Annotated in this window: 21 protein-coding genes and 1 pseudogene; 14 read left to right on the forward strand and 8 right to left on the reverse strand. The window is 69.2% G+C overall.

The genetic code is table 11. From position 1 onward, the window contains the following. Positions 1-51: 51 nt before the first annotated feature. Both M2271_RS33955 and M2271_RS33960 read left to right on the forward strand, forming a co-directional pair. Positions 52-2,637: a bifunctional FO biosynthesis protein CofGH gene (locus M2271_RS33955; protein WP_280891264.1), complete on the forward strand. Its 2,586-nt coding sequence runs from the start codon at positions 52-54 to the stop codon at positions 2,635-2,637. 135 nt (positions 2,638-2,772) lie between these two features. Next, positions 2,773-3,336: a hypothetical protein gene (locus M2271_RS33960; RefSeq protein ID WP_280891265.1), complete on the forward strand. Its 564-nt coding sequence runs from the start codon at positions 2,773-2,775 to the stop codon at positions 3,334-3,336. 140 nt (positions 3,337-3,476) lie between these two features. Here the strand turns inward: M2271_RS33960 and M2271_RS33965 are convergent, their stop codons facing one another. Then, positions 3,477-3,980, reverse strand: a complete 504-nt coding sequence (locus M2271_RS33965) for a DUF2165 domain-containing protein (protein ID WP_280891266.1) — start codon at positions 3,978-3,980, stop codon at positions 3,477-3,479. Between the two features lie 511 nt (positions 3,981-4,491). On the opposite strand from M2271_RS33965, the gene M2271_RS33970 reads away from it, so the two are divergent. Further along, positions 4,492-5,607: an ADP-ribosylglycohydrolase family protein gene (locus tag M2271_RS33970; RefSeq protein WP_280891319.1), complete on the forward strand. Its 1,116-nt coding sequence runs from the start codon at positions 4,492-4,494 to the stop codon at positions 5,605-5,607. A 279-nt stretch (positions 5,608-5,886) separates the two neighbouring features. Here M2271_RS33970 and M2271_RS33975 read toward each other — a convergent pair whose 3' ends face one another. From M2271_RS33975 to M2271_RS33995, 5 genes are all read right to left on the reverse strand, one after another. After that, positions 5,887-7,464: a Na+:solute symporter gene (locus M2271_RS33975; protein ID WP_280891267.1), complete on the reverse strand. Its 1,578-nt coding sequence runs from the start codon at positions 7,462-7,464 to the stop codon at positions 5,887-5,889. 182 nt (positions 7,465-7,646) lie between these two features. Then, positions 7,647-8,432, reverse strand: coding sequence for an SDR family oxidoreductase (locus M2271_RS33980; RefSeq protein ID WP_280891268.1), 786 nt, complete (start codon positions 8,430-8,432; stop codon positions 7,647-7,649). Positions 8,433-8,648: 216 nt separating this feature from the next. Next, positions 8,649-9,506, reverse strand: coding sequence for a hypothetical protein (locus M2271_RS33985; protein WP_280891269.1), 858 nt, complete (start codon positions 9,504-9,506; stop codon positions 8,649-8,651). 286 nt (positions 9,507-9,792) lie between these two features. Then, positions 9,793-11,736 (reverse strand): MFS transporter, encoded by a 1,944-nt coding sequence (locus tag M2271_RS33990; RefSeq protein WP_280891270.1) that lies wholly within the window; start codon positions 11,734-11,736, stop codon positions 9,793-9,795. Positions 11,737-11,942: 206 nt separating this feature from the next. Continuing rightward, on the reverse strand, positions 11,943-15,167 hold the full coding sequence (locus M2271_RS33995; RefSeq protein WP_280891271.1) for a D-alanyl-D-alanine carboxypeptidase: 3,225 nt from the start codon (positions 15,165-15,167) through the stop codon (positions 11,943-11,945). A 236-nt stretch (positions 15,168-15,403) separates the two neighbouring features. On the opposite strand from M2271_RS33995, the gene M2271_RS34000 reads away from it, so the two are divergent. The 3 genes from M2271_RS34000 to M2271_RS34010 all read left to right on the forward strand — a co-directional run bounded on the left by M2271_RS34000 (position 15,404) and on the right by M2271_RS34010 (position 17,843). Continuing rightward, complete coding sequence (locus tag M2271_RS34000; protein ID WP_280891272.1) at positions 15,404-16,159, forward strand: GPP34 family phosphoprotein; 756 nt, start codon at positions 15,404-15,406, stop codon at positions 16,157-16,159. Positions 16,160-16,586: 427 nt separating this feature from the next. Beyond that, positions 16,587-17,456: a helix-turn-helix transcriptional regulator gene (locus tag M2271_RS34005; RefSeq protein ID WP_280891273.1), complete on the forward strand. Its 870-nt coding sequence runs from the start codon at positions 16,587-16,589 to the stop codon at positions 17,454-17,456. Positions 17,457-17,648: 192 nt separating this feature from the next. Continuing rightward, a complete protein-coding gene (locus M2271_RS34010) occupies positions 17,649-17,843 on the forward strand; it encodes a DUF397 domain-containing protein (RefSeq protein WP_280891274.1) in 195 nt (64 codons plus the stop codon). Between the two features lie 248 nt (positions 17,844-18,091). Here M2271_RS34010 and M2271_RS34015 read toward each other — a convergent pair whose 3' ends face one another. Continuing rightward, entirely contained in the window at positions 18,092-18,604 is a 513-nt protein-coding gene (locus M2271_RS34015; protein WP_280891275.1) for a glutathione peroxidase, read from the reverse strand. A gap of 174 nt (positions 18,605-18,778) precedes the next feature. On the opposite strand from M2271_RS34015, the gene M2271_RS34020 reads away from it, so the two are divergent. From M2271_RS34020 to M2271_RS34050, 7 genes and pseudogenes are all read left to right on the forward strand, one after another. Continuing rightward, entirely contained in the window at positions 18,779-19,510 is a 732-nt protein-coding gene (locus M2271_RS34020) for a ferritin-like domain-containing protein (protein WP_280891276.1), read from the forward strand. A 301-nt stretch (positions 19,511-19,811) separates the two neighbouring features. Continuing rightward, complete coding sequence (locus M2271_RS34025; protein ID WP_280891277.1) at positions 19,812-20,126, forward strand: hypothetical protein; 315 nt, start codon at positions 19,812-19,814, stop codon at positions 20,124-20,126. Then, complete coding sequence (locus tag M2271_RS34030; protein WP_280891278.1) at positions 20,114-20,614, forward strand: Asp23/Gls24 family envelope stress response protein; 501 nt, start codon at positions 20,114-20,116, stop codon at positions 20,612-20,614. Before M2271_RS34025 ends, M2271_RS34030 begins: the two co-directional genes overlap by 13 nt. Positions 20,615-20,677: 63 nt before the next feature. Next, a pseudogene (locus M2271_RS34035) lies at positions 20,678-20,806 on the forward strand (Asp23/Gls24 family envelope stress response protein); the annotation flags it as partial. A 35-nt stretch (positions 20,807-20,841) separates the two neighbouring features. Beyond that, the gene (locus tag M2271_RS34040) at positions 20,842-21,075 is read left to right on the forward strand and encodes a hypothetical protein (RefSeq protein ID WP_280891279.1); all 234 of its coding nucleotides are present in this window, start codon (positions 20,842-20,844) and stop codon (positions 21,073-21,075) included. A 321-nt stretch (positions 21,076-21,396) separates the two neighbouring features. Next, complete coding sequence (locus M2271_RS34045; protein ID WP_280891320.1) at positions 21,397-21,594, forward strand: hypothetical protein; 198 nt, start codon at positions 21,397-21,399, stop codon at positions 21,592-21,594. A 76-nt stretch (positions 21,595-21,670) separates the two neighbouring features. After that, positions 21,671-22,162 (forward strand): GNAT family N-acetyltransferase, encoded by a 492-nt coding sequence (locus M2271_RS34050; RefSeq protein WP_280891280.1) that lies wholly within the window; start codon positions 21,671-21,673, stop codon positions 22,160-22,162. A gap of 15 nt (positions 22,163-22,177) precedes the next feature. On the opposite strand, the gene M2271_RS34055 is transcribed toward M2271_RS34050, so the two are convergent. Continuing rightward, positions 22,178-23,143, reverse strand: a complete 966-nt coding sequence (locus M2271_RS34055) for a WYL domain-containing protein (protein ID WP_280891281.1) — start codon at positions 23,141-23,143, stop codon at positions 22,178-22,180. Between the two features lie 63 nt (positions 23,144-23,206). On the opposite strand from M2271_RS34055, the gene M2271_RS34060 reads away from it, so the two are divergent. Next, a complete protein-coding gene (locus M2271_RS34060) occupies positions 23,207-23,593 on the forward strand; it encodes a VOC family protein (RefSeq protein WP_280891282.1) in 387 nt (128 codons plus the stop codon).

The raw sequence follows: 23,593 nt of genomic DNA on the forward strand, positions 1-23,593 counted from the left end.
GCGTGGCGGACGACACGTCTGTCCTGATCACCGCGCTCGTATGCTCGAAGGATGACGACTCCCGCGACCTCCGGAACCGGCCCCACCGAGAACTCCATGCGTCGTGCCCTCAAACGCGCCCGGGACGGCGTCGCGCTCGACGTCGCCGAGGCGGCGGTGCTGCTCCAGGCACGAGGTGAGGCCCTCGACGACCTCACCGCGTCCGCGGCCCGGGTGCGGGACGCGGGCCTCGACGCGGCGGGCCGCCCGGGGGTCATCACGTACTCGAAGAGCGTCTTCATCCCCCTCACCCGGCTGTGCCGGGACAAGTGCCACTACTGCACCTTCGTCACCGTGCCCGGCAAGCTGCGCCGGGCCGGGCACGGAATGTTCATGTCGCCCGACGAGGTCCTGGACGTGGCCCGCAAGGGCGCCGCTCTCGGCTGCAAGGAAGCCCTGATCACCCTCGGGGACAAGCCTGAGGACCGGTGGCCGGAGGCGCGCGAGTGGCTCGACGCGCACGGCTACGACGACACCATCGCCTACGTCCGCGCCATCTCCATCCGCATCCTGGAGGAGACGGGCCTGCTGCCGCACCTCAACCCGGGCGTCATGTCCTGGACCGACTTCCAGCGCCTGAAGCCCGTCGCCCCGTCGATGGGCATGATGCTGGAGACGACGGCCGAGCGGCTCTGGTCGGAGCCGGGCGGCCCGCACCACGGCTCCCCCGACAAGGAGCCCGCCGTACGCCTGCGCGTGCTGGAGGACGCCGGCCGCTCCTCCGTCCCCTTCACGTCCGGGCTCCTCATCGGCATCGGCGAGACCTACGAGGAGCGCGCCGAGTCCCTCTTCGCGCTGCGGAAGGTCTCCCGTTCCTATCACTCGATCCAGGAACTGATCATCCAGAACTTCCGCGCCAAGCCGGACACCGCGATGCGCGGCATGCCGGACGCGGAACTCGACGAACTCGTCGCCACGGTCGCCGTCGCCCGGCACATCATGGGCCCGTCCGCCTGCCTCCAGGCCCCTCCCAACCTGGTCGACGCCGAATACGAGCGGCTCATCGGGGCGGGCATCGACGACTGGGGCGGCGTCTCGCCCCTGACGATCGACCACGTCAACCCGGAACGTCCCTGGCCGCAGATCGAGGAACTGGCGTCCCGTTCGGCGGCCGTCGGCTTCGAGCTGCGGGAACGTCTCTGCGTCTACCCCGAGTTCGTGCAGCGCGGCGAGCCCTGGCTGGACCCGCGGCTGCGCCCGCACGTGGCGGCGCTCGCCGACCCGGAGACGGGACTGGCGCTTCCCGGAGTACTGCCGAAGGGGCTGCCCTGGCAGGAGCCCGAGGAGGTGTTCGAGTCGACCGGCCGCACCGACCTGCACCGCACCATCGACACCGAGGGCCGCACCTCCGACCGCCGCGACGACTTCGACGAGGTGTACGGCGACTGGGGCGCCCTGCGCGAGGCGGCCGCCCCCGGCATGGTGCCGGAGCGTATCGACACGGACGTACGCCAGGCGCTGGCGACGGCGGCCGACGACCCGACCCGGCTCACCGACGACGAGGCCCTCGCGCTGCTGCACGCGGACGGCCCGGCGCTGGACGCGCTGTGTCAGGTGGCCGACGATGTCCGCAGGTCGATGGTCGGGGACGACGTCACCTACATCGTCACGCGGAACATCAACTTCACCAACGTCTGCTACACGGGCTGCCGTTTCTGCGCTTTCGCGCAACGCCGTACGGACGCCGACGCGTACACGCTCTCCCTGGACCAGGTCGCCGACCGTGCCCAACAGGCCTGGGAGGTGGGCGCGGTGGAGGTGTGCATGCAAGGCGGCATCCACCCGGACCTGCCCGGCACGGCGTACTTCGACATCGCGAAGGCGGTGAAGGCCCGCGTCCCCGGCATGCATGTGCACGCGTTCTCGCCGATGGAGGTGGTGAACGGGGCGTCGAGGACCGGCCTGTCCATCCGCGAGTGGCTGACGGCCGCGAAGGAGGCCGGCCTGGACTCGATGCCCGGCACGGCCGCCGAGATCCTCGACGACGAGGTCCGCTGGATCCTGACCAAGGGCAAGCTGCCCACGGCCACCTGGATCGAGGTGATCACGACCGCGCACGAGCTGGGCATCCGCTCGTCGTCGACGATGATGTACGGGCATGTGGACCAGCCCCGCCACTGGCTCGGCCACCTCCGCACCCTCGCCGGGATCCAGCAACGCACCGGCGGCTTCACGGAGTTCGTCACGCTCCCGTTCATCCACACGAACGCGCCGGTGTACCTGGCGGGGATCGCGCGCCCCGGCCCGACGATGCGGGACAACCGGGCGGTGACGGCGATGGCCCGTCTCCTCCTCCACCCGCACATCCCCAACATCCAGACCAGCTGGGTGAAGCTGGGCACGGAGGGCGCGGCCGAGATGCTCCGCTCGGGCGCCAACGACCTGGGCGGCACGCTGATGGAGGAGACCATCTCCCGGATGGCGGGCTCCTCCTACGGCTCGTACAAGTCGGTGAAGGACCTGATCGCGGTGGCGGAGACGGCGGGACGGCCGTCCAGGCCGCGCACGACGCTGTACGGGGAGGTACCGGAGGAGCGTCAGCGGGCGGCGACCGTCTCGGACGGGCATCTGCCGGAGCTGCTGCCAGTGCTGGACTGATCCGCGCGGCGATCCCGCGTGGCGATCCCGCGTGGCGATCCCGCGTGGCGATCCGCACGGCGGAGAGGAGCCCGGACCGCTCACAGTACGATGATCGGACCCTTCGTGTGAGGGGACTCGTACCTGAGGAGATGCGTGCCCGTGCCTGCCCGACGGCTTCCCTCGTGGATCTGGGTGACCGGTCTGACGGCGGGCGCGGTCGCTGCGGTCGTCGTCCTGGCCGTGCAGGCGGACAGCGGTCCGCACCCCACCGTCACGGCCGCCCGGCCGAGCGTTTCGGCGAGCCCGCGGCCCTCCGCGTCGAAGCCCGCGGCGCCCGCCGTGGTGCCGGCCGGCTCCGGCACCGGGCGCCGCGTCGTCTACTCGCTGGGACAGAAGCGGGTGTGGCTGGTCGACGCGAGTGACGTCTCCCGCCGGAGCTTCGCGGTGTGGCCGGGCACGGTGAGCCCGGACCCCGGCAGCTACACGATCTCCCTGCGCGCGGAGCCCACCACCGGCTCCGACGGCGTGCAGATCGAGCACATCATGTACTTCGCCGCCAAGTCCGGCCGGTCGATCGCCTTCTCCAACGCCCTGGACGGCTCCTCGCCCCCGCCCGCCTCGGGCATCCAGACCAGTGGCATCCGGATGAGCAAGGCGGACGGGACGGCGCTGTGGACGTTCGGGGAGACCGGGACGACCGTGGTCGTGGCCAGGTAGGGCCGATCGGGTAGAGGCGGTCGGGTACGGGCCGACCAGGTACGGGCCGACCAGGTACGGGCCGACCGGGTACAGGTCGACCGGGTACAGGCCGGTCGGGTACGGGCCGATCCGGTGGCGGAGCGTCCCGCACCGGGCGGTCAGGTGGCGGAGCGTCCCGCACCGGACGGCAGGTTGACCACCACCAGCACGACCCCGCTCAGCAGGAACACCCGCATCGCCGCGTCCAGCCCGTTCCAGTCCTCCGACTGCCACATCGAGAACCACTCACCGCCGATCGCGAGGAACCCGGCACCGAACAGCACCATGACCATGAGCAGGCCGTACGTGGAGAACCGGCGGGCGCGGTCCTGGTCGTGCCGCGCCCAGAACCAGGTGCCGTAGATGAGGACGAGGGCGGCGAGCGTCTCCCAGACGATGATGGCGACATACGCCGCGTTCTGAAGTCCCTTGCTGGTGACGGCTCTCCACATGAGGTCGTCGTCCTTGAATGTCGTATCCATAGCGAGGACATGCTGTACGAACTGCTGGTTGGTACCGAAGTCGGTGATGTTCCCTAAGGCGACGAGGGCCATGTAGAGGGCGACGGTGGCGGTGAGGACAGTGGCGCCGAGGGACAGGGCGCTGCGGGGGGTCGTGGACATGCCGATCATTTTCCACGCGGGACGGCCGTGTCCGGTAGGCATTGAGCCAGAATCACGCGGCTCACCGCGCGGTCGAACCGATCGATTCCCGCTGGCGTCATGGCGTTCATGGCACAGAGTGGGAGCACGATGGGTGAGGAACCGGGCTGGGCAGAGCTCCTGCTGTCCTTTGTCCTGATGGCGGCTGTCCCCACCGTCATCGGAGGGACGTTGATCCTTTCCCTGGTTGGACTGACGATGTGGGTGACAGCACCGCTGCGCCGACGCAGGCGTTCACGCTCCGCTGACAACCAGGGAGTTCCGTATCGATCAGGGAGCTGATCAGAGGAAGATGCCTGCGATGTGGAGTTCGGCCAGGTAGATGGTCGCGGTCTTCTCAAAACCACCCGGGATTCCTTGAGGCACACCCCTGAGGTACACCCCGTACACAAATCTGCCCCTGAACTCGTTGTCCCCGTTCGATTACAGTGCTGAGTTGTCGTACGTCGGGACGGTGCCGTGGGAGGTCTTGGTGGGTGCGACAGCCGGGGCCGTCTGGGGGCGGGCCGAGCAGCAGGACTTCCGGAGCAGGGTGCGCGGCACGCTGCTGGGGGCGGCCGTCGGGGACGCGCTCGGCGCGCCGGTCGACGGGCTCGGGCTGGAGGAGATCCGCGAGGTGTACGGCGCCGAGGGGCTCGTCGATCTCGGGTCCGGGTACGGGCGGCGCGGTACCGTCACCCATCTCACGCAACTGTCCCTGTTCACCGTGGACGGGCTGATACGCGCCCAGGTCCGCCGCGACACCGGCGCCTGGCATCCGCCCACCGATCTGCACCGGGCGTATCTGCGGTGGGCCGCCACGCAGCGCGACTGGGGCCCCGACCTGCGGCGCAAGGACGACGGATGGCTGGCCCACGAGGAGTGGCTGTACGCCCGCCGGGGCCCCGCCCGCTCGCTGCTGCTCGGGCTGGGCGACGAGAACATGGGCACGCTGGAGGCACCCAAGAACCCGGACGAGACCGGGCCCGAGGCCGCCGCCCGGTCCGCTCCCTTCGGGCTGCTCGTGGGCTGGGAACCGGGGCTCGTCGTCCAGCTCGCCGTGGAGTGCGCCGCGCAGACCCACGGCCACCCCACCGCCTACCTCGCGGCGGGTGCGTACGCCGCGATCGTGCACGCGCTGGCCCTCGGCGAGAGCCTGGACACGGCCGTCCAGCGGGCGCTCGCCCTGCTCGCCGCCCGTCCCGGTCATCAGCCCGTCTCGGACGCGCTGCAACGCGGGCTGGGCGCGGTACGGCAGGGAATGCCGACCTCTGCCCGGGTCGAGGAGCTCCTCGCGGAGGGTACGGCGGAGGGAATGCTGTCGGTCGCCGTGTACTGCGCGCTGGTGGGGGAGGACGTACGGCACGGGCTGCGGCTCGCCGTGAACCACGCCGGAGCCTCCGCCGTCGCCGGCGCCCTCACCGGCGGCCTGCTCGGTGCCCTGCACGGCGAGACGGCCCTCCCGCCGGCCTGGCTGGCCGAGCTGGAGGGCCGTCCCACGGTGCTGGAGCTGGCCGACGACTTCGCGATGGAGATGACCCAGGGCCCGGCGCTGCACGGGCCGGCGGGGTCGTCGCCGGGGTGGCTGGCCCGTTATCCGCGGGCTTGAGTCCGGGCTGGTTGTCCGCGGGCCGGACGGCCGGGTCCGCTGTCCGCTGTCCGCGGGCCTGACCGCCGGGCCGGTCAGGCCTTGGCCGGTGCCCGCACCTCCGCGCGCTGAACCCGCGCCCGCGCCCTGGCAGCCTGAACCGATGCCCGCACCTCCGCGGCCCGCACCTCCGCACCCCCCACCTCCGCACCCCGCACGGCGAACGGCCCTCCCGTCGGCCTGTCGGCCGAGCTGGAGGGCCGTTCGGGAGCCCGAGGCTCCCCGGACTGGAGTCGCAGGTCAGTCCTTCACCGGCGTCGTCCCCACCACGCCGTCGCCCGCCGCAGCCGGCGTCGGGACCGCCGCGGCGGCGCTGCTGTCGTCGTCCGTGTTGACCTTTTCGATGATCGCCAGACGGCCCGGGGTGTCCTCAGGCTTCAGGAAGCCGACGAGGATGTAGAGGACCAAGGAGACGGCGAGCGGGATCGAGACCTGGTACTCGAGCGGGACGCCGCCGTCGACACTCCAGTTGATGGGGTAGTTGACCAGCCAGAAGGCGAGCAGGCCCATCGACCAGCTGGTGAGCGCGGCCGTCGGTCCGGAGCGGCGGAAGGTGCGCAGCAGGCCGAGCATCATCGGGATGGCGATCGGGCCCATCAGGCCGGCGACCCACTTGATGACGACGGTGATGATGTCCTTGAAGGCGGGGGAGTTGACCTGCGTCGCCACCGCCATGGACAGTCCGAGGAAGATGACCGTGGTCACGCGGGCCGCGATCAGACCGGAACGTGAGTTCCATGCCCGGGCCCGCGACGACAGCACCGGAGCCACGTCCCGGGTGAAGACAGCGGCGATCGCGTTGGCGTCGGAGGAGCACATCGCCATGGTGTGGGAGAAGAAGCCGACGATGACCAGGCCCAACAGGCCGTGGGGGAGGAGCTGTTCGGTCATCAGCCCGTAGGAGTCGGAGCCGTCCGGCTTCTGGGCGTCGACCAGGAGCGGGGACATCCACATCGGGAAGAAGAGGACGACCGGCCAGATCAGCCAGAGCGCCGCGGACAGGCGGGCCGAGCGGGTGGCCTCGTGCGGGTTCTTCGTCGCCATGTAGCGCTGGGCCTGGTTGAGCATGCCGCCGTTGTACTCGAACAGCTTGATGAAGAGGAAGGCGAGCAGGAAGACGGTGCCGTACGGGCCGACCAGGGGCTTGCCGTGGCCCTGCAGGGCGGGCTCGTCCCAGGCGCCGAAGAAGCTGATGCCCTTGTCGTTCAGCTTCAGTACGACCGCGACGAACATCGAGACGCCGGCCAGCAACTGGATGACGAACTGGCCGAGTTCGGTCAGCGCGTCCGCCCACAGGCCGCCGATCGTGCAGTAGACGGCGGTGATCGCACCGGTGATGAGGATGCCCTGGTTCAGGGATATCCCGGTGAAGACGGACAAAAGGGTCGCGATCGCGGCCCACTTGGCGCCCACGTCCACGATCTTCAGCAGCATGCCGGACCAGGCGAGGGCCTGCTGGGTCTTCAGGTCGTAACGGTTCTTCAGGTATTCGAGCGGGGAGGCCACATGCAGCCGGGAGCGCAGTCGGTTGATACGGGGCGCGAACAGCTTCGAGCCGATCGCGATGCCGAGGGCGATCGGGAAGGACCAGGTGGTGAAGGAGGTCACGCCGTAGGTGTAGGCGATGCCCGCGTACCCGGTGAACATGACCGCGCTGTAGCCCGACATGTGATGGGAGATGCCGGACAGCCACCAGGGCATCTTGCCGCCGGCGGTGAAGAAGTCGCTGACGTTGTCCACGCGCTTGTGTGACCAGAGGCCGATCGCGACCATCACGCCGAAGTAGCCAATGAGCACGGCCCAGTCGAGACTGTTCATGGGTCCTTCCAGGGTCTTCCGCCGCCAGGGTCAGGCATGTGAACTGTGGGTTCGAGGGCATGCTCACGGCAATAAAGAGGAAGGTCAAGAGAGGGTAAAATAGTTCGGTGTGATGTCCTTCATTCAAATATGTGAACTTCTGGGGACCTCCAGGAGTCGCAGGTTGGCTGAAATCGATCAGCTCAGCGCATCAACTCACCCGCGTTGACCAGCAACGACTGCCCCGTGATCGCACGCGACCGGTCCGAGGCGAGGAACACCGCCGCGTCCGCCACGTCCGCGTCCGCGGCCAGCTCGGGCAGGGCCATCCGCCCGGCCAGCCGCTCCAGCACCTCCGCCTCCGGCACCCCCTCCGTCTGCGCGGTGAACCGCACGTACGCCTGCACCGGCGGCCCCCACATCCAGCCCGGCAGTACGGTGTTGACCCGGATGCGGTACGGCCCGAGCTCCCGCGCCAACGAGTACATCGCGCTGGTCAACGCCCCCTTCGAGGCCGCGTACGCCGCCTGCCGCACCTGCGTCGGAGCCGCCACCGCCGACTGCGTCCCGATGAACACCACCGACCCGCCGCCCGCCTTCAGCCCCGGGAGGCAGGCCCGGGTCATCCGCAGCGAACCCAGCAGATTCACGTCGATCACCGACTGCCAGGTGGTGAAGTCGGCGTCCTCCAGTCCGCCGAAGTGGCTGTCCCAGGCCGCCACATGGACCACCGCGTCGACCCGCCCGAACCGCTCCCGCGCCAGCCCCGCCAGCGCCTCGCACTGACCCTCGACCGTGATGTCCGTCGCCCGGTACGCGGTGTGCGCCCCGTCCGGATCGATCTCCGCCGCGCTCTTGGCGAGGTTCGCCTCGGTGCGCGCACCCAGCACCGCGTTCCCTCCGTCCCGTACGACGGCCGCAGCGACCTGGTGGCCGAGCCCGGCCCCGACCCCTGACACGACGACGGTCTTGCCTGCGAGCAGTGACATCGACGACCTCCCGGCTCTGGCGCACTATCTGACGGAGCGTCAGAGTAGAGGTGGGTGCGGGAGGAGGGAAGGGAAAGGGTCCGGGTGTCGACGGTGCGCTGCTCGACCGAAATCGTGGTCAACGAGCACGTCGGGCGTCTTGATCCGGACTGTCTGATCCTCGCCGGCCCACTGAAACCCGCCGCAACGCTTGAAACTCACCGCAATGCTTGAAACTCACCGCAGTTCGTCTGCGTAACGGTCCGTTCCTGGGATGGTCGGTATGAACGGTGCGACGAACTCCACGGTGCCCAGGCCCTTGGCCGCGACTGCTGTGTCCAGGTCTGTGAAGTGGTCCTGCCAGACGTCGCGGGGATGGTGCTGGAGGAACCACAGGAGTGTCAGCCGGGTTCCGACTCCCTCGACCTGTTTGACGTACGTCATCCGGTCCAAGGGAAGGGGCGTGGGCATGAAGACGGTCACCATGGCTGCGGGCGAGCCCGCCAACCGTTTCGGGAGGTGGTCCTCGCGCAGCCACGCGATCAGGTCCTCGCGTTGGCCGGGGGAGCCGGCGTCGATGACCTGGACCACGAGTCCCGCGTAGGGGTGGTCGAGGGCATGGACGTCACGCGGGCCGTGGTCCCCATCGCGGTAGATGGTCCCCACGTGGTCCTGGAAGGCCGTGAAGATGTGCGTTCGGTCCTGGAAGACACGGTGGTCACGGTTGAGGCGCTTGTTGATGCCGACGGTCCACCGCATGTGGTCGGCGTAGCGGCCCGCGGTGATCCAGTACGTGGATATGTAGCATCCTGCGGTGACCGGCTGCGCGACAGCGGACTTCTCGGGGTAGCGCAGTAGTTGGAGTTCGCGGGTGGCGACCCATCGGCGTCCCGCGTACATCCAGGGCATCGCCATCGCGCCTGCGATGTAGTGGTCGTCTTCGTACCAACGGTTGTACTCGCGCTCGTGGCCGGGGTGCGGCTCCACCATGGTGATGAGCGCGTGCCCGAGGTCGGCTCCATAAGGGCCGACGGCGGCCAGTTCCGCGTACAGGTGACTTCGGGTTTCCTCAGGTCGCGCCGCGTCGTCTGTCATGTATCAGGTGTAGCTGACGAAGTGTCAGATATGGAAGAGTGCCGCAGCTGTCAGCGGCCGGACCACGTCGTGGTTGCCTGCGGCAGCTGATTGGGCAGCTGATTGGGCAGCTGATTGGGCAGCTGATTGGGCAGCTGATTGGGCAGCTGATTGGGCAGCCACGGGCAGGGCCTCCGTCGACCACGTGGTCCGGGTGGACCGGTTGTGCTGAGGTCGAGGCCTGCGTCCCGAGGCCTGCGTCCCGAGGCCCGCGTCCCGAGGCCTGCGTCCTGGCCGACCGGGTCGGTCATTTCAACTCGTCCGGACACGGAGTGCCCCGCGGCACCGTGTACGGCGCCGCCAACCGGTACGTCCCCGTCTTCGGCGCGACCAACATGGTCCACCGGTCCCCCTCCGCGTCCTCCTCCGTCTCCAACAGACACCCGTTGACGTTGTCGTACGACTTCGCCTCCCCGTCCCCCCGCTCCTTCGACGCCTTCGTCTCCTGCGGCGGCTTCAGCTTGTTCCCCTCGGAGTCCACGATGCTCAGCCACGGCGAGTACGGGATACGGATGAGGATGCGCCCCGTTTTCTTCACCTCCATGGTCAGCTCGCCCTGCGCCGCCCGGTCCACCACGGCGTCCGGCTCCGCGAGCGGCGCCGGGTCGGTCACCTTGAACAGCTGCCAGTTGGCGTCGCCCCAGATCTGCCGCAGATACGGCATCCCGCGCTGCACCAGTTGCCGCTCCCGCTGGCCTCCGTCACCGTCCGGCTCGTCCTTGGGCAGCACGACGAAGTGCACGGCCCAGCGCTGCAACCACTCGTGGTAGTTCGCCGAGTTGAGCGTGTCGTCGTAGAAGAGCGGGTTGCGCTCCATGTCGGCCTGCCGGTTCCAGCCGCGGGCCAGGTTCACATAGGGCGCGAGTGCGGACGCCTCGCGATGCGAGCGGGCGGGCACGACCTCCACCCGGCCCTTCTCCGCGCCGACCCCCTGGAGCTCGTTGACCAGCGGCGCGAGTTCACGCGCCCAGGACGCCGCCGGGGTGGTGTGGAGGATGTCGTCGACCGTCTTGAAGCCGATCCACCCGGTGAAACCGGCGAAGGCCAGCACGGCCGTGTACCACTTGCGCGAGCGCGGCACGGTGAACGGCAGCGCCGCCAGCAGCACGACCCCCGCGAACAGCATCGGCAGCCGCGTGATGTTGGAGCCGATCTGGGAGCTGACCAGCCATACCAGCAGCACCCCCAGCCCGTACACGACCGACGTGATCCGTACGGTCGTCCACTCGCGAGGGACCACGGCGTACACGGCTGCCGCGGACGCCAGCGGCAGGATCGTCGAGAAGATCGACATCGGCTGGGTGCCGGAGAACGGAAACAGCCAGGCAGACACCGCCACGACGGCCGCCGGGGCGAGGCCCAGCGCCCACGCGCCCGGCCGCCGCTTCTGCAGGAACAGCGCGACCGCCACCAGCCCCACGAACAGGCCCGCGACCGGCGAGGACATGGTGGCCAGCGCGGCCAGCGGTGCCGCGCACAGGGCCTTCGCCCACCGTTTGTAGCGCCAGCGGTGGGGCCAACAGAACACGACGGCGACCGCGGCCAGGGAGAACATCGTGCCCAGCCCGAACGTCACCCGCCCCGAGATCGCGTTGCACAGGAGGGCGAAGACCCCGGCCAGCGCCGGCCACAGCGGCTTCCGCACCGGCCGGCTGCGCACGAGGACCAGCATCAACAGGGTCGCCGAGAGCGTCCCCGCGATCATCATCGTCGTACGGACGCCGAGGACCGACATCAGATACGGCGACACCACGCTGTACGACACCGGGTGCATCCCGCCGTACCAGGCGAGGTTGTACGCCGAGTCCGGATGCCGGCCGACGAACTCCGCCCACGCGTCCTGCGCGGCAAGATCGCCACCGCTGTTCGCAAAGGTGAAGAACCAGGCGACGTGGAGCACACCGGAGAGGATGGTGACGAAGAGGACGGGATGGCGCCGGCTCCATGCGCGGAGGGTGGCGAAGCGAGCGGCGAAGCCGGTGGTGGATTCGGTGGTGGATTCGGCGGTGGATTCAGAGGTGGATTCGGACGCAGGGTGGGCGTCCTCCTCATTGCCGGTTTCCGTGCCGGTTTCCGTGTCGATCTCCGCACCGCCGTGGTCGTCTTTCGGGTTCGCGGGCAGCCGTATTCGCGGGCCTGTTCCCGGGCCCGGATCGGTCTCGTCGGCGCGTGTCGGCTCCGCTGTGGCCACCTGAAGGCACTCCCCGTGGTGTCCCGTCTTCTGGTCTCGGCCGCGCCCCGTTCCCCGTGCGTTGCCGGCCGTGTCTTCCCTGGTTCGGCGACCGCGCCCCGTCAGCGGCTACTGCCCCGTTTCGTGACGCTAGCACGCACCCCGCCGACCGGAACCGGGACGGGTTCCGGTCGGCGGGGTGCGAGGGCGCGCTTTCTTCACCCGTTTCAGCCGAGGCGCGTCAACTTGTCCGAGAAGCCCGGCTCCACGAGGTCCCGCTGAAGGGCGACCGGAACCTTGACCGCGCTGCCGGACCCGTCGCCGACGGTGAGCGAGCCCACCTGGGTGCCCGCCTTCGCCGTGTGCGGAAGGTCGTTGGCGGCGAAGGTCAGCTTGACGGTCAGGCCCGCCCAGCCGACGGCCGTGACGTCCTTCGTGACGACGACCGGGGTCCGGCCGCCGACACCGTCGTCGGCGTACCCGACGACCTCGCCCTTCTTCAGGATCGTCGCGGACTTCAGCTCGCCCTGCGCGGCCCGGATGAGCTTGTCGCCCGCGTCCAGTGCGCCGGCGAGGATGGTGTTGTCGGACCCACCCGCAGGCTGGCGCACGACCGCCCCGACGATCCTCCGGATCTCACCGTTGATTTCCTTCTTCGCCGCGAAGAGGAGGTTGCCCAGGGCGGAGGTGGTGGTGCCGGTCTTGATGCCTACGACGTCGTTGTAGCCGACCAGGCGGTTCCAGTTGTCGTGCTTGACGCCCTTGTGGTCGACGTACGACATCATCGTGGCGACCTCACGGAAGGCGGGCTCCTCCATCGCCTTCTTGCCCAGTTTCACCTGGTCCACGGCGGTGGAGACGGTGGTGTTGTTCAGACCCGACGGGTCCGTGTACGTCGTGTTGGTCATGCCGAGATCCTTGGCGGCGGCGTTCATCTTGCTCACGAACGACTTCTCGGACCCGGTGTCCCAGCGGGCGAGCAGCCGCGCGATGTTGTTCGCGGACGCAATCAAAATGCTCTCCAGGGCCTCGCGCTGGGTGAGCGAGTCGCCCTTGGTCACCTTGACCGTCGACTCCTGGCCGGCGTCCGACTGGTCCTGGGCGGTCTGGTCGATCTGGATCTTCGGCCCGTCGGCACCGCTTTTCAGCGGGTGGTCGCGCAGGATCACGTACGCGGTCATGACCTTGGCGACACTGGCGATCGGCACGGGCCGCTGCTCGCCCGACGAGCCGAAGCTGCCGATGCCCTGCACGTCCAGAGCGGCCTGCCCGTCGGCCGGCCAGGGCAGGTCGGCCTTGTTGCCCTCGAAGGTGTAGCCGTCCTCCGCGGTGAGCTGGAGCTCGGGGGTCGGCAGCGGGCGTACGGCCTGTGCGACCGCGATCACGACCAACAGCAGCAGCACCAACGGGGTCCAGATCTTGACCCGGCGGATCGCCGTGCGGACCGGGGTGTCCGGGGGTGGCGGTGTGTTCGTCAGCTCCGCCAGCAGATCCAGCGGCGGCTTCGGCGGCAACGGCTGCTGGGTCGTCCGCTCCGGCCCGACCTGCGGCCCGACCTGCGGCCCGGCCGAGGTGACGTCGGGGGTCCGCTTCACCTGCGGCAGCGCGGTGGTGGCGTCGGCGGCCTTCGGCTTCCGCGTCGCGGAATCGTCCAGCGGCTTCAACGCGACGAACTTACTGGTCCGCTCGGCTTCGGCCTCGGGCTTGGCTTCGGCCTCAAGCTTGGCCTCGGGTTCGGGCTTCGCCTCGACCTCGGGCTTGCGGGCCTTGCCGGCCTTCTCGTCCCCCTTGGCTCCCTTGGCTCCCTCGGTCTTGCTCGCCCCACCGAACTTCAACATGGTCGTCGGCTGATCCACGGCAGGCGCGGAGGGCCGGGGCGCCTTGAACACGGCGGTGGGCTGATCAACGGAGGGCTTCTTGGGGCCGGCGCCTTCTATGCATTCGTCGGCGTCTGTGCCTTCGTCAGCGTCGGCGATCTTCGCGTCCGCATCCTTTGCACTGGCCGAGACAGCCTCCTCGGAGGCCCCTCCGTCGATACCGGCGCCCTCGGCGGGGGAGTCGTCCGTGACAACGTTCTCGGCGTCGTCGGTCGCGGCCTCAGGCTCCGTGTCCTCTGCGGGGGAGTCGGCCGTGGCTTCGGGCTTGGTTTCGGTGGGGGGCTTGGCCGGTGTCCCGGCTTCGGTGCCGTTTCCGGCGTCTGCCGTCGGGGTCGGCTTGTCCCCGGTCTCGGCGGAGGCGTCGGCAGGGGGCTCGTTCCCGGCGCGGGTGTCATCCTCGGGTTCGGTTTCGGTCTCGGCGCCACCCTCCGCCGCCGTTTCCGCCTCAGCCGGTGTGTCGGACTGGGCCGCCGACTCGGGCTCTACGGCGGCCCTGTCGGCGTCCTTCGCGGAATCCCCGGCCGCCGGTGTCGGTGTCGGTGTCGGTGTCGGCTCGGACGTGTCGACGGAGGGAGCCGTCCGGGCACCCTCGGCCGGAGACGGGTCCGCGTCCGTGTCGGCGTCCGCTGCCGCGTCGTCACCCCCGGCATCCTCGTCCTGGGGCTCCGCGCCGCCCTCCACGGGCGCTACGGCGTTCTGGGCGCCCTCGGCCCCCTCAGGGCCCTCCTGGGGCTCTCCGGCGCTCTCAGAGGCTCCTGCGCCCCCTTTCGCGCCCTCTACGGCCCCCTCGACCGCCGTGTCGGTCACGGTGTCGGTCGTCGCGTCGGCGACTTCGGCGGCAGCCGTCGGCTTCTCGTCCGCCGACCGCACCCACGCGGCCACAACGTCCCGCAGCCGGCCGTCCCCGCCCGCAGCGGCCTCGTCGCGACTGCCAGACGGATCGTGGTCCTCGGAGGCGTCGGAAGCACCGGAAGCGTCGGAAGCGCCTGAGGTGCTGGAACCGGCATCGGAGGCGTCAGCCGCGTCCGTAGCCGCGTCCATCTCGTCCTCGGCTGCCCCGGAACCCGCCGCCTCGGCGTCGTCACCGTCCGCGCCCAGGGCGCCCCCCGTGTCCGAAGCCTCGGAGTCGTCGCCGGAGGCGTCGGCCGCCCCCCGCTCCTCCCTGGCACCGGAGTCACCAGAAGCAGCACCGGAGCCGTGCCCCGCGCTCGAGCCGCCCTCGGCCCGGCCGTCCCCGTCGCGAGCGCCCCCGGCATCCGTGGTGCCCCCTGAATCCGTGGCGCCCCCGGCGTCCGTCGAGTCCGTGGCGCTCCCGGCGTCCATGGCACGTCCGGCGTCCTCGGAGCTCTCCGTCGCCTCCGCGAGTTCGCGCACCGACAGCACCTTCGTCGCCGTATCGACGCCTCCCCGTGACGTCGACCTCGGCCGGCGCCCCGACGTGCGGGCCACCGCGAGCCGGGGGTCACGGGGTGTGCTCGTCTCGTTCCTGGCCTCGGGAACCGGACCCGCGCTCCCCGACGTCGGTTCTCCCGACGACTCGTGCTGCTTCGAACTGTCGGGGGACTCGCCCGCCACCGATGCCTCCTCCATGCGCCACGCGCACTTCGCGCGGCAACCGAATCGTGAACAGCCGCCCGGGACAACGCTTTAAGCGATGTCCGAACCATGTACCAGTGTCCTGTGTGCGGGCTTGACTCAAGCGGTAGACGAGAACGACATACCTACCGGTTCCCTCACAAACAGGTAACGCACCCTCGACAGACCAATGTGAGAGGGGTCACCCTGTCATTCATCCACGCGGGGAGGCATGGATGGGCAGGAGCCGCAGAACGATTCCGGAGGAGCTTCTGTTGCTGGCGTTGGACCCGACCACGGGTACCACCGCACAGCCGCAGTCGCTCGACCTTGGTCTGGCCGGAGCGCAGCTAGTGGAGCTGGCGCTGGCCGGACGGATAGCCCCTGACGGGGATCGTATCGCCGTGGTGTCCCCACGGCCGACAGGAGATCCAACATTGGACTGTGCGTTGGAGTTGCTGCGAAGGCGTGGCGCTCCCGTACGGGCTGTCCACTGGATTGGCGGGCCGCGTCTTGGGCTGCGCCAGACCTACCTCTCGTATCTGGAGCGGTGCGGCATGGTGCATGCCGCGGCGGGCCAGATGTGCGGGGTGTTGCCGACGACTCGCTATCAGGCGACGGAAACCGAGATCAGCCGGGAGATCAGAGCCCGACTGGACTCCGCGATCCGCACCGGCGTACCGCCGGACCCGCGGACCGCGGCGCTCGCCGCACTGGCGCACGCGGTCGGCCTGGGCAAGCATCTGTACCCCGGGAACGAGGGGCGGTCCTCCCGCTCCCGGCTCAGGGATCTGATCAGGCACGACCCCATGGGCGGTCTCGTCGCGCACGCGGTGATGGACGTCCAGAACGGCGTGGGCGCCCAGCCACGCCGCAGCCCGGCACCGGCCGGCCGTCAGGTCGCCCCCGGAGCCAGGCCCGCACCGGAACCCGCTCGCGGTGTTCCGATGCAACCGCGCCGTGGTTCCATGGCGCGCGCCGTGGCTCACTGAGCGGCGTTTCCACGCACGACCACGCGGCGCAAGGCACCGCACCGCACCGCAGCACGCAGCACGCAGCACCGCAACGCCGCACCATGCAGAACCACGCACCACGCTGAACCGAGCCGCCGCACCGCAGTCCCCATGACCCGGTCCGGGAGCCGCTGGTCCGCGCGGGGTGACGGGATCGTACGTCCGGGCCACCGGACGAAGAAACGGTCCCGCCGCCCCGCGCGGCCGTATGCGTGGGCGTATGCGTATGAAGTGGGGCGTGTGGCGAAAACCCTTCAACCCCCGTGCGCGCAGCGCATATCAACCCCCATGCGCTCAGCGCATATCCACTGTTTCCCAGCGGTAGTAAGCACCTTGGTGGCAGTCTGCTCAACAGCAGATACGCAAAGTCGCAAGTATGAGGCACGCAGCCGGAGGTGCACGTCCCGTGGCGTCCAATGTCAATCCCACCGTCCGGCGGCGCCGGCTGGGCCAGGAGCTGCGCCGACTCCGCGAGCTCAGGGGCATGACGGCCGAGGAGGTCGCCGAGCGACTGCTGGTGTCGCAGTCGAAGATCAGCCGTCTGGAGAACGGGCGGCGCAGCATCAGCCAGCGCGACGTGCGTGATCTCTGCGGGGTCTACGAGGTCGAGGATCGGCGCGTCGTCGAGTCGCTGATGCAGATGGCCAAGGATTCGCGGCAACAGGGCTGGTGGCACGCGTTCGGGGACATCCCGTACAGCGTCTACATCGGTCTGGAGACCGACGCGGAATCGCTCAGGGTCTACGAGCCCCAGATCATCACCGGCCTGCTGCAGACCCGCGCCTATGCCGAGGCCATCATCAGAGGCGGTTCGCCGGAGACCTCGGACACCGAGATCGACAAGCGCGCGAAGGTCCGGCTGCGGCGGCAGGATCGTATCGCCCTTGAGGGGGAGCCGCTCAGGTTGTGGGTGGTGCTGGACGAGGCGTCGCTGCGCCGGGTGGTGGGAAGCCGACAGGTGATGCGCGAACAGCTGGAGTACCTGGCCGAGGTGTCCCAGCGTCCGCACATCACCGTGCAGGTGCTGCCGTTCGACGTGGGGGCGCATCCCGGCATCAACGGCCAGTACTCCATCCTGGAGTTCGCCGACGCGGCCGACTCGAGCGTGGTGTACATCGAGGGTGTCACCAGCGACCTGTACCTGGAGAAGGCGCACGACGTGCAGAAGTACACGGTCATGTACGAGCACCTGCGGGCCCAGGCGCTGAACGTGGACCAGTCGCGTCAGCTGATCGAGGACGTGGCCAAGGAGTACGCCCGGGAGTACGCCAGTTGAGCCTTTTCCGGGCGGGGGTGCCGGATAATACACCCCGGGTAAGCCCTCCTGGAAGAGGCATCTGGAATATGCCACACGGAAGAGTGAACGACTGCTCCGAAAGGGGAGGCTGGCGAGTAGCGTCGATCACGCCAACGATCAGTAAAGGTTGGCGGAAATCGAACAGTGCTACTGCCTAACGGAGCAAACAACATGGCAATTCGCCTGGGTGCCACGAAAACGTGGCTGACGTCCTCGTACACGAACAACAATGGCGCCTGTGTGATGGTCAGGTCGACCACGGAGACGTCGCTGGACGTGGGGGACACCAAGGTCGGCCCCGACGGAGTCAAGGTGAAGTTCCCCGCGGACGCGTGGAACGCCTTCGTGGCCTCGGTCAAGGGATAAGGGAGCGGTTCCTTCTGGTCCCGGTCCGAGCGGGGTGCGTCACCGACAACTGCACAAGCACCACGTCACGAGCCCTCTCGACCAGATCGCCGTCCTTGCCGAGGGGGCTCGGCTCTGCCCGCACCCGGCACGCGGGCCGACCGACGCGCGGGCCGACCGAACGCGGCCCGTCCGACGCCCGGGCCCGTCGGCGCGCGGCCCGTCGGCGCGCGGCCCGCACCCGGTGGGCGGGCCGCTGGGCGGTCACGTCAGCCGGCGAGCTGTGCCTCCACGGCGGTCACGACCTCCGCCGACTCCGGCTCGGTCTGCGGCGAGAAACGTGCGACGACCGTGCCGTCCCTGCCGATCAGGAACTTCTCGAAGTTCCAGCGGATGTCCCCGCTGTGCCCCTCGGCGTCGGCGAAGCCGACCAGACGGTCGTAGAGCGGGTGCCGTCCCTCTCCGTTGACGTCGACCTTCTCGGTCAGCGGGAAGGTCACGCCGTACGTCGCCGAGCAGAACTCGGCGATTTCGTCGGCGCTGCCGGGCTCCTGCCCCATGAACTGGTTGCACGGCACCCCGAGCACGGTGAAGCCGCGCTGGGCGTACTGCTCGTGCAGCCGCTCAAGTCCGCTGTACTGCGGGGTCAGCCCGCACTTGGAGGCCACGTTCACGACGAGCACGGCCTGCCCGGCGTACTGCGAAAGGTCCGCGGAACCGCCCTTGAGGGCGCCGATCTCGGTGGCGAGGGGAGAATTGCCGTTGCTGTCTGCAGTCGTCATGCCCGGATGCTAGCCCCGCCAGGTGTCGCGCTCCTGATCGGGCCCTGACCCTTCACGGGGCACCCTCAGCTTTCGTATGGGACAGGGCTGTTGTCTGGCGGCGGAACGGTTTGGTGTCCGCGTGCGTCGTCCCTCTCCGGGGCGCAGTGGCTGTGTCCCGGAGAGGGGGACCGGGTGCATACGGGCGGCTTCGCCAAGTGGACACGGCGTTTCGAGGACGAGCGTGAGCGCAGGGACGCCCAGGGGGATCCGGACTGGGGACGAAGCGCGGTGCTGCATCCGGCGGTGTGGGCCGGTATTCAGCGCTTCCAGGTCGGCGAGGACGGTGACGGCGCCAACCTCGTCGGCAAAGCGGACCGGGCCGGCGACGCCGACTACGGGCAGGCGGTCCGACTCTTCGTCGCCGAGGAACAGAACCACGCCCGTCTCCTTGCGCGACTGCTGGCTGCGGGCGGCGTACCGACGTTGACCGGCCACTGGAGCGACGCGGTCTTCGTACGGTTGCGGCGTCTCATGGGCCTACGCATGGAACTGCTGGTGCTGATGATCGCGGAAGTGGTGGCGCTGCGTTATTACCGGGCCCTGCGCGATGGCACCGACGACCCGCTCACTGCGGAGGTGGCGGGGCGGATCCTGTCGGACGAGCAGCGCCACGTCCCGTTCCACTGCGAGCGACTGCACGCCTCCCTGGCGGAACTGCCCCGCCCGACGCGCCGCCCGGTGATGGAACTGTGGCGACTCCTTCTGCTCGCGGCGACTCTCGTCGTCGCCGCCGACCACGGCCCGGCACTGCGCCGACTCGGCGTCGGGCGCCTGCGATTCGTGGCCGACGTCATGACCTCGTCCCACGCGGTGGTCTCCGCGGTGCTGGTGCCCTGCCCGGACGCATGGACGAGCGCGGGGTGACAACAGCAGGCAGCTCCACCGCTTCCTGCGACCTCGCCTCGTCAGGAGAGAGGCGGGGGCGTCGTCCTGCCGGTGACCCGCTGCACACGGCATCGGTTTGCCGCAAGATCAATTATTGAGTTGGTGCCGGGGGGCGGTTGTCCGCGCATAAGCGCAGGTCGAGGACGTACCCATGAGCCCACCCTCATGGGTATCGGCCGAATCTCGATACATATGTCCTGATCGGTGTGAATGCGAATAAAACAGTCACTCGCTTACATGAAGGGCTGAACGTCAGTGCTCGTGTGAGGAGGAGTGGCTGATGAGCGAGGCAGCGCAGGGCGGTGACACGACGAGGTTGCGGCAGAGCGGCGAGACCGCCAAGGCCGAGGCGTCGGCCACCGCCGATCAGGCCAGGCAGGCCGCGGGACAGGTCGCGGGTACCGCCGTGGACCAGGCCAAGGCCGTGGCGGGGGAGACCCGACAGCAGGTCGGCGCGGTCACCCACGACCTGCGGAGCCGTGCGATGAACGAGGTCGAGGAACAGACCAGGCGGGCTGCCGGCTCGCTGCATCAGTGGCCGATGGCCGCCCGAGTCCCCCACTCCGCGCACCGCCCGAGGAGGTGGCTCGCATGACGGAGCCGAACAGTTCAACTCTGCAGAAGCCCGGTCCGAATGAACCCCGCACTCGCCCGGGTACAGCGCTGTCGACGGCGCCGGAGCTCCGCGGCAAAACGACTGTTGCGGACGGGGTGGTCGAGAAAATAGCCGGGATCGCCGCAGGGGAGGTCCCCGGTATCAACGCACTGGGCGGTGGATTCACCCGGGGCATGGGAGCCGTGCGCGACCGGGTACCAGGTGGACGCCCGAGCGCCGGGCGCGGCGTCAAGGTCGAGGTCGGAGAGAAGCAGACCGCCGTTGACCTTCAGGTCATTGTGGAATACGGGGTGAGTCTCAGCGACGTCGCCGCAGAGGTCCGCGAGAACGTGATCGCGGCAGTGGAACGGATGACGGGTCTGGAAGTCGTCGAGGTGAACATCGCGGTCAACGACGTCCACTTGCCGGGCGAGGACGAGGGCGAGGGCGAGGTCACACCGGAGACCAGCGAGGGGCGTGTGCGGTAGGTGCAGTGGTGCGATGCCTCAGAAGCTGCAGGCGGAGTCGGAGACCGATAACAACCGGAACCGCGGGAGAACGTGGTCTCTGCGGTGGAGCGGATGGCGGATCGGGAAGTCGTGGAAGTCAACATCGTGGTCAGCGACGTGAAGTTGCCCGAGGAAGAGGGCGAAGGGGAAGAACGGCAGCGGATCCAGTAGGGGCGGAGCAGCTCGCTTGAGTGAAGGAGCGTGTGATGAGCAGGGCCGTGGTGGGCTTGATGGCCGGAATGACGCTGGGTTTCGCCGCGTACTTCGGAGGCTTCTGGGCTTTCCTGCTGGTGCTGGTGCTGGGGCTGGGCGTCGTCGGTCTCGTGGTCGGGCGGTTCATGGAAGGTGATCTCGAACCGGGCGACTTCGTCCGCCGCCGGGACCGGCAGGAGCGGATCCGCGATGACCGGCGACGGACTCGAGGAGACTGGCGGCAGTGACCGGGGAAGCCGATCGGCGTCCGGACATTCCCCGCGAGGAGCGCGGTGCGACCACCGTCGCCGACAAGGTCGTTACGAAGATCGCTTCCCACGTGACACGCGAGGCGCTGAGCAAGTATGGCCAGGCGACGAACAGGATGCCCTGCAACACCAGCCGGTCCGGATGCTCTTGCGCCCAGGGTACCGGCGTTGAGGCTCCACCATCGCTCACAACGCGTCATCGGCTTCCCGCGGCTTCGGTTGAGCCACCCCGCACCCCCAGAACATCGACTGCGCCGAAACCCCGGCAGCTCCACGACACGCGCCGTTCTCGACTACTGCGTGCGCCTCACCGAACCGATCACCCACCATGGCGTGACCCTGCCGGGCTGGTGGGCGGAGGAACCGGCGGACGTCGGCGGTGGTGTGGGAGAGGAATCGGAAGCCAATGGGTTGGTGGTGCAGCTCGCTTACGGCTTCGCCGGCGCCCTCCCGGCCTTCGACGCACAGACCCGGCGGCGTGAAGCGGTTGTTCTGTAGACGCATGAACACGACCGGCGCCGCAGTTGGAAATAACCGGTGGGTATGCCCCTCACTGTTGGTTAGTCTCACGCCGATGGAGATTCGGACGTTTGAGGAGTCTGATTGGCCGCAGATCTGGCCGATCATCGAGCAGATCATCCGCAAAGGGGACACCTTCTGCTACGACCCGCTACAAAGTGAGGTGCAGGCGCGCGACGGGTGGGTGGTACCGCCGCCAGGGCACGTCGTAGTGGCCGTGGAGGGGCAGCGCATAATCGGCACCTCCAACATGTACCCCAACCGGCCAGGCCCGGGTTCGCACATCGCCAGCGGAAACTTCATGGTCGCGCCAGAAGCACGCGGTCGAGGTGTCGGCCAAGCGTTGGGCGAGTATCTGCTGGACTGGGCACGGAGTCGCGGGTTCGCCGGCGTGCAGTTCAACGCTGTCGCGGCCTCTAACGCACCGGCAGTCAGGCTGTATGAGCGTCTCGGGTTCGCCGTGATCGGCACCGTTCCCGGCGCGTTCTGTCATCCAGCGCTGGGTCCGGTCGGCCTGCATGTCATGTACCACAATCTGGACTCGTGACTGCCCAACGTGCCTCTATGGGAGCTGACTGTTCACGTTGTCCTCGAACAGCTGCCGGGCACGGCGCAACAGTGCTTCCCGCACATCGTCCGGCGACAGGACCCGGAGCGGTGTGCCCAAGCTGAGGAGGTACTTGGCGAGACCGTCCGCGTCGGGGCCGCCGATGTCGACAATCGTGGCGTCGGGGCCTTCCGGGCGGTGGGTGCCGACCGTCGCCGGGATCAGCGTCAGCGCCTGGTTCATGGGCAGCGGGAGGCGGATCGTCACGTAGAGGGGGTAGGCGCCGGCTGCGATGGAGCGGGAGACGAGCAGTGCTGGGTCGGGCGAGTCGACGAGTTCCACCGCGTGCCCGGTCGGCCGTATCTGCGCGACCCTGTCGGCCCGGAACGTCCGCCACTCGCCGCGCTTCACGTCCCGGGCGACGAAGTACCAGCGGCGTCCCGTGTGCACAAGGCGGTATGGATCGACGTCCCGGACCGTGGACTTGCCTTCCCGGTCGCGGTAGGACAGGCGGGTGCGCTCGCCCCGGCGGCACGCGGTGGCCAACTCCAGCAGCATGCCGGGCGCGATCTGCGCCTCGTCCGGCCGGGAGGTGTGCACGAATGCCGCGTCCATCTCGCCCAGCCGGTCCGCGATCCGCGGCGGCAGGACTTGCCGCAGTTTCAGCAGCGCCGACAGCGCGGCCTGGTCGCTGCCGAGGACGCCGCTGAGCGCGGCCTCCCGCAGCCCGACAGCCACGGCGAGTGCCTCTTCGTCGTCGAGGATGAGTGGCGGTATCCGGGTGCCGCCGCCGAGGCGGTAGCCGCCCCATGGCCCGGGGTCGGATTCGATTCCGTAGCCGAGTTCCCGGAGTCTGGCGACGTCCCGCCGCACCGTGCGCTCGGTGACTGCCATCCGCTCGGCGAGCTCGCCGCAGGTCCACGACGGCCGTGCGGACAGCAGTGAGACCAGTCGCAGCAGGCGGGCGGATGTGCTGATCACATCGTGAAGTGTCCCGCATGACCAGGACCGAATCTGTCCTGGTCCCGTCATAGCGTCTGTCCCATGAGCACTGGAAACACATCCGCGCCCGCGATCCGCTATGCGGCCGTCACGTTCGACTGCCCGGACCCCGCCGAACTGGCCCGCTTTTATGGCGATGCCCTCGGCCTGCCCGTCGTCTACTCCACTGACGACTTCGTCCTGCTCGGCCAGGAGGGCTCGGCCGGACTGGGGTTCAACCGGCTGGCCGACTACCGACGTCCCACCTGGCCGGACCCCTCCCAGGAGAAGCAGGCCCACATCGATCTGGGCGTCGACGACCTGGACTCCGCGCAGGCTCACCTGCTTGCCCTGGGCGCTGTCGAGCCCCCGGCCCAGCCCCAGCCCGATCGGTGGAGGGTCCTGCTCGACCCCGCCGGCCACCCGTTCTGCATCTCCACCCTGGTCTGA

It is taken from the genome of Streptomyces sp. LBL (assembly GCF_029893585.1).
Lineage (GTDB): Bacteria > Actinomycetota > Actinomycetes > Streptomycetales > Streptomycetaceae > Streptomyces.

Excerpts from the sequence above, each read along its gene's own strand:
- M2271_RS33955 (WP_280891264.1), top strand. The coding sequence starts at position 52 with ATGACGACTCCCGCGACCTCCGGAACCGGCCCCACCGAGAACTCCATG.
- M2271_RS33965 (WP_280891266.1), bottom strand. The coding sequence starts at position 3,980 with ATGTCCACGACCCCCCGCAGCGCCCTGTCCCTCGGCGCCACTGTCCTC.
- M2271_RS33975 (WP_280891267.1), bottom strand. The coding sequence starts at position 7,464 with ATGAACAGTCTCGACTGGGCCGTGCTCATTGGCTACTTCGGCGTGATG.
- M2271_RS33980 (WP_280891268.1), bottom strand. The coding sequence starts at position 8,432 with ATGTCACTGCTCGCAGGCAAGACCGTCGTCGTGTCAGGGGTCGGGGCC.
- M2271_RS33985 (WP_280891269.1), bottom strand. The coding sequence starts at position 9,506 with ATGACAGACGACGCGGCGCGACCTGAGGAAACCCGAAGTCACCTGTAC.
- M2271_RS34000 (WP_280891272.1), top strand. The coding sequence starts at position 15,404 with ATGGGCAGGAGCCGCAGAACGATTCCGGAGGAGCTTCTGTTGCTGGCG.
- M2271_RS34010 (WP_280891274.1), top strand. The coding sequence starts at position 17,649 with ATGGCAATTCGCCTGGGTGCCACGAAAACGTGGCTGACGTCCTCGTAC.
- M2271_RS34015 (WP_280891275.1), bottom strand. The coding sequence starts at position 18,604 with ATGACGACTGCAGACAGCAACGGCAATTCTCCCCTCGCCACCGAGATC.
- M2271_RS34025 (WP_280891277.1), top strand. The coding sequence starts at position 19,812 with ATGAGCGAGGCAGCGCAGGGCGGTGACACGACGAGGTTGCGGCAGAGC.
- M2271_RS34040 (WP_280891279.1), top strand. The coding sequence starts at position 20,842 with ATGAGCAGGGCCGTGGTGGGCTTGATGGCCGGAATGACGCTGGGTTTC.
- M2271_RS34050 (WP_280891280.1), top strand. The coding sequence starts at position 21,671 with ATGGAGATTCGGACGTTTGAGGAGTCTGATTGGCCGCAGATCTGGCCG.
- M2271_RS34060 (WP_280891282.1), top strand. The coding sequence starts at position 23,207 with ATGAGCACTGGAAACACATCCGCGCCCGCGATCCGCTATGCGGCCGTC.